Below are 10,865 nucleotides of genomic sequence, written 5' to 3' on the forward strand. Positions count from 1 at the left end.
CGGGGCCAGTTCCACCCCTGCCGGTCCTATCCCGTAGCCGCTAAGGCCCAGTTGGGAGCGCCCACGGCAGCACGCCCGATCGGATTTCGGCTCACGGCGGGCCTGCTCTGGCCCGCCGGCGGCTGCCCGCCCCGCGGTGACTTGCGGTCAGGAACAGGCGGTGGATTGTGATGACGGTGGCAAGCCAGGCGATGCCGAGCGTCCAGGCGACCAGGACATCCGTAAACCAATGGTGGCCCAGGAAAACCCGGCTCAGCCCCATGGCGAGGGCGAAAAGTGCGGCGCCCGCGATAGTCAGCGTTCGGGCGCGCTTCGATTGCTGCGCCAGGACCAGCAGGTAAGCGACGATGCCGGCAATGACGATCGAGTTGAGCGAGTGGCCGCTGGGAAAGGACGGCGAATGTTCGAAGGGCGGCACCGCAGAGGAAAGCGGCGGCCGGGTGCGCCCGATGAGTTTCTTGCCGGCAATGGTCATCAACAGGGAACCGCTGGCCGCCGCGACCATGAGAACCAGGGGCGTCCAGGATCTTCGCTGAAGCGTCAGCGCGAGAAGTGCCAGGGCCGCTAGAACCGTCATGCCGATCCCGCCGCCGAGATTCGTGAAGGCCGTCATCGCCGCGTCGGCTTCCGGCGACCGCAGCTTCAGAGCAGTGTCCAATAGTGGTTGGTCCAGCACGGCGACGCCGTCGGATTCGGCAACGGCCTCGTACACTTCGGCCGAAAGAGCAGTCAGCGCAGCGGCAATAATGGCACCGGCCGCAAGCGTGATAACGAGCGCGGTATGCGGACCGAGCAGACGGCTGGCCCATTCCATCGCGCGGGCGAAAAACCGTCCTACCGGTGTCTTCCACCGCGTGAGATCCTTACTGCCGACAAAACGGTCCTCTGCAAGCTCCCGCGGCTTGTCCTGCTCGGATGTCATGCCGCCGGCCCTGTACTGGAACTGCGTACGACGGCGGCAGGAACCTTGCGTGCGCCGGTGCGGTACCACTGGTGCCACAGCAGGATAATGAGCGCCAGTTCAACCGTGCCGCCGGCGTAGTACATGAGTTGCCCTCCGGTTTCTGCCTCGCCTATCGGGACTCTGGCTGGCGGCATGGCGTACAGGCTCTTGGCCAAGACGTTGTGAGCAGCGATGGCCGCGACCAGCACAGCGCATCGGTAGCCGTGGTTCGGACGATGCGGAGCCGGATCCCGTCCGACCATTGCTGCGGTGAAAAGGTAGCCGGCAGCCAGCACATGGCCCATGACCAGCCAATGGATAAGGGCGGAGTCCTGCATGCCCTGGTAAAGGTCCGTCCGGTACATCACCCACATGCCACCCACATTCAGCACCGCAGCAACGGATGGATCGGATAGAACCCGTGCAGGCTTGCTCTTGAGCAGCGCAGACAGCCGCCGGGCCGGAAGCACCTCCAGTGTGCGCAACGCCAAGGTGATCGGCCGGGACATAACAAGGAATAACGGCGCCACCATACCGGCCAGCAGATGGGCGCCGACGTTTGCGGCGAAATCCTGATGGCTGAGCGACGCGAAGGGGCCTGCAAAGGTTGAAACGGCGGTGATCGCGCCGAGAATGAAGCAGGCCGAGCGGCGCTTCGGCCACCCTCCGGCTATCCGTGGAGAAGCGGCCGAGAAGAGATACGCGGCGACTGCTACCAGCGCCGGCAGGAAGAGCGCCGCTTCGAGCAGGAAGCCGCCGTGCTCATGCATCGTTCTCCAGGCTGTCCCGGGCGGACCGGCCGCGGAACAACAGAACCGCGCCAGCCACCATCAGCAGGACTGCGGTTATATTCCAGCCGATGTCGTAGGGCAATAGGTCCACGTCGTAGCGGATCTGATGCAGGCCCAGCAATTTGTGCTGGACCAGGCCGTCGTACAGTTGGAAGGCTCCAGCCCCGATGAGCCCTGCACCCGCCCACAGCCGGCGGCGCAGCTCGTGTCGCCGTCGTAAATCAGCGAACAGGAACAATCCGGCGATCGTGGCGAACCAGCTGAAGGCATGGAACAGGCCGTCCGAAACGAGCCCGGCCGCCGTGGTGCTGCCGTCGTAGAAATGATGCCAATGCAGGAGTTGGTGGAAAACCACTTCGTCCAGAAAGGCGATGACGCCCAACCCGAAGAGCAACCCGGAAACGACGTTCCTCCGGGCTGCAGGAGTCCGCATGCTCAGTCCTGCTGGTTCCGTTTCAGCGGATCTTGCTCCTCGGTTGATTCGGTGAGTGCGTCCTCTGGTTTGCGATCGGCTGCCGGGTCGCCACTGCCGACGTAGCCTGCGGGAACTGCACCCCCGGCCTGGGTCTGCTGCTCTTCGCGGATGTTGCCGGGGCGGTCTCGATCGTTCATGCCGGTTCCTCGAGGGTGAAGCCGCATTCGCAGCGGTACGTCGTGACCTGATGTGCATCGGCCAACGCGGGGCGCGCTGCGGCGCCTGAAGGTTCCGCCCCGACCAGCAGGGGTTCGGTGACGGAGAGGCGATCGGCATCGACCACCTGCATGGGCCTGCGACAGTGCACCCTGTTTCTCATGGTGTGAAGCAGCGATGCGTCCGCGGGAAGAAACTGTGCGAGTGAAGGTGCGTTCAAGGTCGAAGGTACTGCGTTCGGTCTGTCAATCATGCTTTCGTTCGTGCCTTCCAAATATGGGTAACCACTAAAGCCAAGCATGCTTATTATGGCGATGGCAAGCTCGGATGGGCCCCTGTGGATATGCTATGCCGACGCTTGACTACGCTGAAGGCTTATTTCCGCCGACTCCGGGATTGCCGTTGTTGTCGCCCCCGATGAGCCGCTTCCTGGCTTCATGGCGGGCGCGCTGGATCTTGTCAGTGTGCTTGCCCTTGGTGGCTTTGTCCGCGGCATCAGCGGCCCGCTCAACCAGTTTGGCTCCGGTCTGCTTTGTCTTGGGATTCTGCAGCACCTGCCTGACCTTCGGGTTGCGTGCTAGCTCCTGGGCGATCTTGCCAAACTTGCTGAATCCTGCCATGGGATATGCCTGCTTTCGTTGCCTGTTCGCCACGCAGTCCTTAAATGGCGCGCGGTCCTCCAGCCCCACATCTTAGACAAAGAGTCTGGGGAGTTTCTGGTAACGGGAAAATGCCTGCTAATTGACAATGCAGACGGGACCTCTGAATTCTGGGCGTGCGTGCTCGTCCGCTTTGACCATTCGGCCGTGGATTTTCGACCCTGCTCGCACCATCCGGGATCAAGCCGCCCGTACCGGCCAGCGACTAAATCGCCTTAACCATCGTCCGTCTCCGGGCGTGATTCGGACCCGGATCCGGCTTCTGGGTCCGAGTCTGTCTCTGGTTCGGGAGGCAAGGCACCGCCTTCGCCCTTCCACCGGTGCAGCTGTTTCTCCGGTACCTCGCCCGTGTCGATTTTTCTAGTCCTGTCCGAACTGCTTTCCGGCGACTTGTCCATGCCCAGACTGTAGGCCGTCCTCGATGAGGGGGCAAGTTGCGCTAGCGGCGGCCGCTGCGGCGGAACTCGGATCGGGCGGGGCGCAGAAAATTGATCTGGGTTAACAGGAGTGGATGAGGCCTGCAGGGCCGTGAGGCTGGGGAATGCCAAGACTGAAGGTGCGCGCAGCGGACTGGAATCAGTGACAGCCGAGGTCGAATGTTGCGGCCGGGAGACAGGCTACTCCGACAGCCCTGTCAGTTAACTGGCGGCGGTTGTCGGACGGGCTGCGCGAAGCCGGATTCATAGGCTACGATCACGGCCTGGGTCCGGTCACGCACGTTGAGTTTGGACAGGATCGCGCTGATATGCGTCTTGACCGTCTCCACACCAAGGTGCATCAACAGGGCGATCTCCTGATTGTTGTGCCCCTGGGCCAGCTGGCGCAGGACCGCCGCTTCGCGCCTGCTCAGGCCGGCCTCGGCGATGAGATCCCGTCCCCGGCTGCCATATTGGGCTACAAGCTCGCGCAACTTCGCTGGATACATAATGGATTCCCCGTGTGCCACCGCGCGTACCGCCTGAATCAGTTCGGCAGGCTTGGCCCGCTTCAGCAGGAAGCCGTCAGCCCCCGCTTTGAGCGCCTCAAAGACGTAGTCATCGCTTTCGAAGGTGGTGAGGATCAGGATCCGCGGAACGTTATGTTCCTGAGGGTTGGCCAGCATCGCCCTAGTGGCCTGTATCCCGTCCATCCGCGGCATCCTGACGTCCATCATGACAAGATCGGGTTCCAGCCGGCGCACTTCGGTCCAGGCCTCTGCACCGTCGCCTGCCTCGCCGACGACGGCGAAATCGTCTTCGAGTGACAGGATGGCTGACAGGCCGGAACGGATCAATGGCTCGTCATCGACGAGAAGAATGCGGATCGGTGCGTTCACCTGGGCCCCTGAATCGACTGCGCCTTATCGCGCTGCTCGCCTTCCGGTTGCCCGGAGTCCAACGGGAAGCTGGCAACCAGGGACCAGATATTCTTGGTCAGCGACGTTTGTGCGCTGCCGCCGGCGAGCCGGGCACGTTCTGTAATACCGGCCAGACCACGTCCCCCGCCGCGAAGCTGCGGGACGCCGGAGACGGGGTTGCTCAGGTCCAGGTGCAGCATCTGCGTCTCCGCGCTGATCGTGAGGGTGCATTGCTGCGGGCTGGCATATTTGAGCACGTTGGTCAGGCCTTCCTGCAGGATCTTGAATGCGGCGGTGGAGACCGCGGGAGGAAGGCGGTCCAACCGGCGCGGGTCGAAGTTCCGCTCTATCTCCAGCCCCTGCCTGGCGAGCACGTCCAAATAGCCGGACAACTCTGCCAGCGTACCGGCCCCGCCGTCCAGTGAATGGGCGCTGGCGTCCGGGTCACGCAGGATGCCGATGACGTGGTCCAGCTCAGCCAATGCGGCCCGGCCCGTGTCTGCCACGGCCTGCATCGCCCGTACTGCTGCGTCCGGATCCCGGGTCAGCAGCGATTGCGCTGCGGTCGCCTGCAGGGTGGTGACCGTCAAGGCATGGCCCACCGAATCGTGCAGTTCACGGGCCAGCTCATTCCGCCGGGCAGCGGCGCGTTCAGCCTCTTCTTCCAGGGCCAGGCGTTCCGCGGAGGACGGGCCCAGCATGACGCCGGCCCAATGCCGCAGTGCCATGCCCGTCAGGATGGTGAAGATAACGACCCCGGCGCCCAGCGCCAGGGACCAAAGCACCGCCGTCGTACGGTCGGCGAAGGGGGAGAGGACCGCGGATAGCTGGTCAGCAACCAGGGTTTGTCCGGTCAGCGGCGTGACGGACAGCGTCACCATGACAGGAATGGCGAACACCGCCGCCACCAAGGTCAGTCCGCCGGCCATCAAATGCACCAGATACCAGGCTGCTCCGCGCCACCGCCGGCCGTGCACTGTGCTATCGATGGGCTCTGGCAGCTCGACGTCCAGCAATTCGCGCACCGCGGTGCGTTCCAACGCATGCGTGACGGACAGCAACGCCGGAACTGCAAGCAGCAGAAACAGGAGGATAAAGGCGACGACGGCGGACAGCGGGCCGGCCTTGGGCGAGTCGGCTAGTTGCGTGCCCCAGATGAAAACCGCGATGTAGGGAACGGCGAGCAGGGCGCCGATCATCATGAACACAAAGTGCCTGAAGACCTGCCCTGCCCGTTTGGCCGGTGTCCGGCCGGAGTCCGCCATAGGCCCATTCTTGCCTAACATCGATCCGCGGTCAGCCATCCAGTCCGCACCGGCCACAGGTTCCGCGGCGTTTGAGGTAATAGGCGAGTGTCGCCGCACCCAGCAGCGGGCCCCAGAAGATCCACAGTGCCGCCGGGGCGATGGTTCCCCAATTGGTCCAGTCGAAGGGGATGCCGCCGGTGGCGCCACTGAACCCAAGCCGGATCAGCTCCGCCCCAGCCGGTACAGTGACGACGGCGACGAATGACGCCGGAAGCACGGCCAGCAGGATCGGAATTCGGCGCCCGCCCAGCAGCGGAACCCGGCGCGGGACGGCCGAACCCCAGTGCTGGATCAGGCCCAGGGTTAGGAGTGTGCCAGCGAAAGCCATGGACGCCAGGCCGAGGCCGGCATAGACCATGCCGTTCTCCTGCATCCGGTGCAGGAAGTCGGAGCTGATGCCCAGCGGAATTCCTGCCGCCCAGGCGAACCTGATGATGGCATAAACGGCCGGGATGGCTGCTGCTGCAATGGTCACGGGTGTGCCCCACCTACCCGCCGATGCAGCGGAAAGCCAGCCGCCGCCGTCGTGCTTGCGGCCGCATTTGACGCAGGCACCGTAATATTTCCGAACGGCCGTTGCGGCGGTAAACAGCCACAGCCCCACGCCGCCGACGGCCGCCAGTTGATGCAGGAGAATGGGCCAGCCCTGCTCGGGCATCGAGGCCAGGACGCCGGGATTCATGATGGCGTTGAAGGCCAGATAGGGCAAATAGCCGAGCAGCGTGAGGATCCGGCTGTCCACCATGACCAGCAGGACCAGCGCGGTGTAGATGACGGCAAAGGCCGTGGCGGAGATGGCCAGTGCCCGGCCAGGTCTGCGGACCGCGTGGACCGCGAGGGCGATGAAGCCGCCGATAGCGGCTAAAGCCGGGAGGGTGTAGTTGAGGAGATCGCCCACCGCCCCGTTCAACGGCGCCACGGCTGCGGGGATCTGCGGATCCTGCAGCGGCAGCCGGTCGCCGTTGAGCAACAAGAGGGCTGCGATTCCCGCATAGAGGAAAGCCGCGGCCGCTGTCGCCAGTGGCATCCGGGTCATGACGCCGCCGCCGGCGTCGGTTTTGAGGGGGCGGGAAGGTGCTGAATGAGTAGTCATGACTTCAGTCTTCCCGCGGCGGGCCGGCGGAAGATCCCCCGGCGGAGCGGACTTGCTCCCCCAAACGGGTGAACTGCCGGGAGCGAAGTCAGGTGGTTTCGCCGGCCGTTGCCGGCTCAGCCGGCTGGCCGAAGGCATGGACCAGCCACGCTCCGAGGTGGTCCCGCCACACCAGAGTGACTACGGCGGCCCCGTCGACCGGATGGCCGCTGCCTGGTGTCCTTCCTGCCGCCCCTGCCGGAAAGATCCCGACGTAAGCCACTGCCGGATTTCCCGCAGCGGGCTCGGCCACCGGGGCAGTGTCCCAGTCCGGGACATGCTGCAGCTCCCGGGCAGCGGCGCCGAAATCGCCCCAGTACTCCCCGGAGCCGGGCGCCACCAGGCTTTCGAGCGTGTTCCGGAAATGGGCGGGATCCATCAACGCCTCGCAAAACAGCCGCGCGACTTCCGCTGCGTCCTGCAGATTTCCCGACGGTTCCGCCGGTCCGGCGCCGGCCTCTGAGGCGCGGGTGCGGTGGATCCAACGGCTCTGCGGCGGCTGATCTTTGTTCATGCTTTCAGCCTAGGACCCGGCTCCGACCGGATAGCGTTCATTTTGCATCGCATTGCCGACCTCGCCAAAAAGGAGGCGCTGAGCGGTGGCGGGCGCAAGCGGGCTACATCACCAGCGCGCGGATGCGTCCGTTATGCAACCGGATGGCGGCGCGTCTGGTTTACGGCGGGATGACGCCCGTGCCGGGCGGGCGCATGGGGACGGTGCGGCAGCAGGTGCAAGTACTCGGGATGTTCATACATCGTCTTCTTGACCAGTGCGTCCATGGGACGCACCATCAGTTGCCGGCGGTGGACACTGTCCAGAGCGCTGATGATCAGGGCGGTGTCCAGGTGTTGGTTTCTGAAGCCCCGGTCGATGGTGGTTTTGAGGAACCAGATTTCTGCACCCTTGATGCGGTAGGTCAGGGTCCCTGCGACGGTTCCGTCCGAAAAAATGATGAACTGGGAGTGCGTGGGGTCATCGCGAACGGCAGGCATCAGAGTCTCCTCTTGCTTCCGATGGTGCGCAAGGCGCGCGCCAGTTACTGCAGGAGACGCAAAGACCCCGTTGAAGGTTCAGTTGTACAGGAAATAATTTACGACGGCGACTGCTTCCCTTCGGGCCCGAAGATGAACTCCTCGGCGTGGGCCACGGCTTTCTTGAAGGAATCATTGCGGAGGGCCAGTTGCCCGACGTCGTCCTGGGTTTCTGTTTCGATGTACTGCGTGAAACCGGGCCGCAGGACCCAGATGCCGCCGGCAGGCGGCAGATAGAAAACGGCGAAGGACCGGTGCTTGCGGTCATCCTCCCAGATAGGGACGACGGCGACGGCGGCGCCGGTGTCCACATTAATCCACTGGGCACGGGGACGCGGCTGGTCCTCGTCGAACACACTGGGATTCAGGAACGGGGCTGTGCCCTCGCCCCAGCGTTCCTCGAAGCGCTCATGGAAGATGGGAAACAGGGTTGAATCGTAGCGCCGCCAGTTCGACACTTTGCAGTCCTTTCTCGTGATTATCGGGTCGCGCTAGCCCAGGAACCATCGCCGGACCAGCAGATCAAACACGTCCCGCGGAGGGCGGAGAGGTGAGACCGGAGGGAACAGCCAGACCGTATCTTTCGGGGACGCCGTCCAGCCCAGGACCACCGGATCCTGGTCCTGCACAGTTACCGCCACATGGCGTCCGCGGGACCTCGGCGGCGTATCCGGAAGCGTGGGCGCGCGGTGCTTTCCGCGATTGTCGTAGGCCTCCCGGCGGCGAGCGTCGCCCAGCACTCCATAAGCGTCCAGGATGCGGGCCATACTGCGGGCTGCCGCTCTGGCTGCTTCGGGATCTGCTGAGAGCTGGAGGTCGGGGTGATGCCGGCGCAGCAGCAGACGATAGGCACGGCGGATCTCTTCCTGGTCTGCGTCGCGGTCCACTCCCAGAACCGCGTAAAGATCCTGGTCTTCCATCTCCTTCTCCTCTGCAGGACTGCCGTCCGCACGGAACGAGGGTGCTCAAGGCGATCAGCGCAGGAAGGGTTGCCCTGCAGCCAGGCAGGGCAACCGCACATCCTGCTTGGGGTGTCAGCCTCCTTGCGTACCTCCGTATTCCTTGGAATTAGGCGTTGATCTGCTGCTGTGTGTCGCTGCTCTGGATTTCGATCTTGCGGGGCTTGGCCTGCTCACGGATCGGGATCCGGAGAGCCAGCACGCCGGCGTCGTAATTGGCTGTGACCTTATCCATGTCCAAGGTGTCGCCAAGGATGAGTTGCCGGCTGAAGGTGCCGATAGGCCGCTCCGCGGCTACTACTTCCTTGTCGTCATCCAGCCGGGACTTGCGCTCGGCGGCAACGGTGAGAACGTTGCGCTCGACATCCAGCTCAATGGTCGAGGGATCCACGCCGGGCAGGTCGAGTTCCACAATGAACTCGTCGCCTTCGCGCCACGCGTCCATCGGCATGGCGGCCGGACGGGTCTGTGTTCCGAAGACCTGCTGGGTCAGCCGGTCGAGCTCCCGGAACGGATCAGTTCGCATCAACATGGTTGCCTCCTTCAGTTCTTCTCCCTTAGGTTCGGCAGATTATCTATGTCCACCGACACAGATATTATGACTCTGCGCTACAATATTTGCAAGAAGTACGGAGGAAGAAGTTGAGCAACGACGACGAGCAGCAGCTGCGGGCGGAGCAAGGCGTCTACGGCATCTCGGTCGCCGCGGACCTGGTTGGCGTGGGCCAGCAGACTCTGCGGCTCTACGAACGCAAAGGGCTGGTGGAACCGGAGCGCACCGAGGGCGGCACCCGCCGCTACAGCGTGAACGACGTGGAGCGGATGCGCCGGATCGGGGAGCTGGTGGACGACGGGCTGAACCTGGCCGGGGTCGACAAAGTCCTGCGGCTCGAGGAAATCAACGCCGCGCTGCAGCAGGAACTGGACGTCGCGAAGGAGCGGGACCGGCGCCAGAAGCGGTCCACGAACCCGCGCTAGCCATCTGTGGCGCCAGTCCGGCTGTCAGCGGAGGCTGTCGGTAGCGATAGCCGGCTCGGGGAAATCGACAGCGACGTCCACCTCATGCCCGAGCGACTCCAGATACACCAGGTGGCTGGCGGTTTCAGCCAACGCGAGCCGCAGCGAGAACCCGTTTAAGGATGCCCAGCCGCGGGACCACGTCAGTTCGCGCGCGACCTCCCAGACCGAGGCAGGACCCTGCTCCTGCAGAACCAGCCGGACCTCGTCCGAACGGGCCTGATTGTGGCGTGCAAGTTGGGCCACCCGGCGGGACAAACCGGTGAAGCGGTACTCGTGCGCCGGGCAGACTTCGACGTCGTCGCCCAGATCAATGGCGGCGAGCGAGTCGAAGTAATCGGCCAGGGGGTTTGGCAGGCCCTCGTGTTCGAGGGAGATGTGCGGGGAAATCCGCAGCAGGACGTGGTCGCCGCTGAAGACCAGCCCGTTGTCCTGATCGACCAGGCAGAGGTGGCCCGGGGTGTGACCCGGGGTGGAGACGGCGCGGATGTTCAGCCCGGCAACCGGAAGCATTTCGCCGGAGGCCAGCGGGAGATCAGGCGCCAGCAGCCGGGGGCGGTCGGCGCGGCGGGAAAACGTCAGTTCCTCCAGACGGTCCTGCGGCACGCCCCAGTGGCTGAGCCGGAACATGTCCGCCTCACGGACGTCCTCCACATCGCGCGACGGATCCGGAATCCATTCGTTCCCGCCCATGGCCAGCCAGGCGCCCGAAGCATCCTTCAGCCGGGCCGTCATGCCGTGGTGGTCCGGATGGTAATGGGTGACTACGATGCCGGCTAGGTCTCGGGGTGCGATACCCGCCTGCTCCATCCCCGACACCAGATGCTGCCAGCCCCCGTCACTGTCCCAGCCCGGATCAATCAACACGGACGCTCCGGTGCCGAGCAGCAGGTAGCTGATCGTGTACCGCAGCGGATTCTCCGGAAACGGTACCGGAATGGACCAGACATTGCGGCGCAGCTGTTCCACCGGCGGGAAGTCCTTGGCATGCCACGCCCGGTACTGCTCGTGGCCGGTGACAGTGATGACGGGTTCTTCTGGCATCCGACCAGTCTAGG

General features: G+C 64.3%; 16 protein-coding genes. 1 reads left to right on the forward strand and 15 read right to left on the reverse strand.

The features are described 5' to 3' along the window. Positions 1-91 precede the first annotated feature (91 nt). The 14 genes from J5251_RS07940 to J5251_RS08005 all read right to left on the reverse strand — a co-directional run bounded on the left by J5251_RS07940 (position 92) and on the right by J5251_RS08005 (position 9,322). Positions 92-922, reverse strand: a complete 831-nt coding sequence (locus tag J5251_RS07940) for a phosphatase PAP2 family protein (RefSeq protein ID WP_208575680.1) — start codon at positions 920-922, stop codon at positions 92-94. Further along, positions 919-1,713 (reverse strand): cytochrome c oxidase assembly protein, encoded by a 795-nt coding sequence (locus tag J5251_RS07945; protein ID WP_208575681.1) that lies wholly within the window; start codon positions 1,711-1,713, stop codon positions 919-921. Before J5251_RS07945 ends, J5251_RS07940 begins: the two co-directional genes overlap by 4 nt. Next, positions 1,706-2,167 carry a DUF2243 domain-containing protein gene (locus tag J5251_RS07950; protein ID WP_139006138.1) on the reverse strand — a complete coding sequence of 154 codons (462 nt, stop codon included), beginning with the start codon at positions 2,165-2,167 and terminating at the stop codon, positions 1,706-1,708. The genes J5251_RS07945 and J5251_RS07950 overlap by 8 nt, the downstream gene beginning before the upstream one ends. Before the next feature lie 2 nt (positions 2,168-2,169). Further along, complete coding sequence (locus tag J5251_RS07955; RefSeq protein ID WP_208576240.1) at positions 2,170-2,346, reverse strand: hypothetical protein; 177 nt, start codon at positions 2,344-2,346, stop codon at positions 2,170-2,172. Beyond that, entirely contained in the window at positions 2,343-2,492 is a 150-nt protein-coding gene (locus J5251_RS07960) for a hypothetical protein (protein ID WP_171059424.1), read from the reverse strand. The genes J5251_RS07955 and J5251_RS07960 overlap by 4 nt, the downstream gene beginning before the upstream one ends. Positions 2,493-2,727: 235 nt before the next feature. Next, positions 2,728-2,985 carry an Rv0909 family putative TA system antitoxin gene (locus J5251_RS07965; protein WP_139006139.1) on the reverse strand — a complete coding sequence of 86 codons (258 nt, stop codon included), beginning with the start codon at positions 2,983-2,985 and terminating at the stop codon, positions 2,728-2,730. A gap of 673 nt (positions 2,986-3,658) precedes the next feature. Next, positions 3,659-4,339 (reverse strand): response regulator transcription factor, encoded by a 681-nt coding sequence (locus tag J5251_RS07970; protein ID WP_139006140.1) that lies wholly within the window; start codon positions 4,337-4,339, stop codon positions 3,659-3,661. Beyond that, positions 4,336-5,625 (reverse strand): sensor histidine kinase, encoded by a 1,290-nt coding sequence (locus J5251_RS07975; RefSeq protein WP_171059425.1) that lies wholly within the window; start codon positions 5,623-5,625, stop codon positions 4,336-4,338. Before J5251_RS07975 ends, J5251_RS07970 begins: the two co-directional genes overlap by 4 nt. 31 nt (positions 5,626-5,656) lie before the next feature. Continuing rightward, positions 5,657-6,760, reverse strand: coding sequence for a hypothetical protein (locus tag J5251_RS07980; RefSeq protein ID WP_208575682.1), 1,104 nt, complete (start codon positions 6,758-6,760; stop codon positions 5,657-5,659). 88 nt (positions 6,761-6,848) lie between these two features. Then, entirely contained in the window at positions 6,849-7,313 is a 465-nt protein-coding gene (locus J5251_RS07985; protein ID WP_208575683.1) for a hypothetical protein, read from the reverse strand. Positions 7,314-7,444: 131 nt separating this feature from the next. After that, positions 7,445-7,792 (reverse strand): GNAT family N-acetyltransferase, encoded by a 348-nt coding sequence (locus tag J5251_RS07990; RefSeq protein WP_208575684.1) that lies wholly within the window; start codon positions 7,790-7,792, stop codon positions 7,445-7,447. Positions 7,793-7,890: 98 nt separating this feature from the next. Next, positions 7,891-8,289, reverse strand: coding sequence for a hypothetical protein (locus J5251_RS07995; RefSeq protein ID WP_208575685.1), 399 nt, complete (start codon positions 8,287-8,289; stop codon positions 7,891-7,893). Positions 8,290-8,322: 33 nt separating this feature from the next. Beyond that, entirely contained in the window at positions 8,323-8,751 is a 429-nt protein-coding gene (locus tag J5251_RS08000) for a DnaJ domain-containing protein (RefSeq protein ID WP_139006146.1), read from the reverse strand. A 148-nt stretch (positions 8,752-8,899) separates the two neighbouring features. Continuing rightward, positions 8,900-9,322 carry an Hsp20/alpha crystallin family protein gene (locus J5251_RS08005; protein WP_208575686.1) on the reverse strand — a complete coding sequence of 141 codons (423 nt, stop codon included), beginning with the start codon at positions 9,320-9,322 and terminating at the stop codon, positions 8,900-8,902. Between the two features lie 110 nt (positions 9,323-9,432). On the opposite strand from J5251_RS08005, the gene J5251_RS08010 reads away from it, so the two are divergent. After that, on the forward strand, positions 9,433-9,768 hold the full coding sequence (locus J5251_RS08010; protein ID WP_208575687.1) for a MerR family transcriptional regulator: 336 nt from the start codon (positions 9,433-9,435) through the stop codon (positions 9,766-9,768). A gap of 24 nt (positions 9,769-9,792) precedes the next feature. Here J5251_RS08010 and J5251_RS08015 read toward each other — a convergent pair whose 3' ends face one another. After that, positions 9,793-10,851, reverse strand: coding sequence for an MBL fold metallo-hydrolase (locus J5251_RS08015; protein ID WP_208575688.1), 1,059 nt, complete (start codon positions 10,849-10,851; stop codon positions 9,793-9,795). Between the last annotated feature and the right edge of the window lie 14 nt (positions 10,852-10,865).

Source organism: Arthrobacter crystallopoietes, assembly GCF_017603825.1.
In the GTDB taxonomy this organism is placed as follows: Bacteria; Actinomycetota; Actinomycetes; order Actinomycetales; family Micrococcaceae; genus Crystallibacter; species Crystallibacter crystallopoietes_B.

Coding starts and splice junctions, on each gene's coding strand:
- J5251_RS07940 (WP_208575680.1), bottom strand. CDS start 922: ATGACATCCGAGCAGGACAAGCCGCGGGAGCTTGCAGAGGACCGTTTT.
- J5251_RS07945 (WP_208575681.1), bottom strand. CDS start 1,713: ATGCATGAGCACGGCGGCTTCCTGCTCGAAGCGGCGCTCTTCCTGCCG.
- J5251_RS07950 (WP_139006138.1), bottom strand. CDS start 2,167: ATGCGGACTCCTGCAGCCCGGAGGAACGTCGTTTCCGGGTTGCTCTTC.
- J5251_RS07955 (WP_208576240.1), bottom strand. CDS start 2,346: ATGAACGATCGAGACCGCCCCGGCAACATCCGCGAAGAGCAGCAGACC.
- J5251_RS07965 (WP_139006139.1), bottom strand. CDS start 2,985: ATGGCAGGATTCAGCAAGTTTGGCAAGATCGCCCAGGAGCTAGCACGC.
- J5251_RS07975 (WP_171059425.1), bottom strand. CDS start 5,625: ATGGCGGACTCCGGCCGGACACCGGCCAAACGGGCAGGGCAGGTCTTC.
- J5251_RS07980 (WP_208575682.1), bottom strand. CDS start 6,760: ATGACTACTCATTCAGCACCTTCCCGCCCCCTCAAAACCGACGCCGGC.
- J5251_RS07985 (WP_208575683.1), bottom strand. CDS start 7,313: ATGAACAAAGATCAGCCGCCGCAGAGCCGTTGGATCCACCGCACCCGC.
- J5251_RS07990 (WP_208575684.1), bottom strand. CDS start 7,792: ATGCCTGCCGTTCGCGATGACCCCACGCACTCCCAGTTCATCATTTTT.
- J5251_RS08000 (WP_139006146.1), bottom strand. CDS start 8,751: ATGGAAGACCAGGATCTTTACGCGGTTCTGGGAGTGGACCGCGACGCA.
- J5251_RS08005 (WP_208575686.1), bottom strand. CDS start 9,322: ATGTTGATGCGAACTGATCCGTTCCGGGAGCTCGACCGGCTGACCCAG.
- J5251_RS08015 (WP_208575688.1), bottom strand. CDS start 10,851: ATGCCAGAAGAACCCGTCATCACTGTCACCGGCCACGAGCAGTACCGG.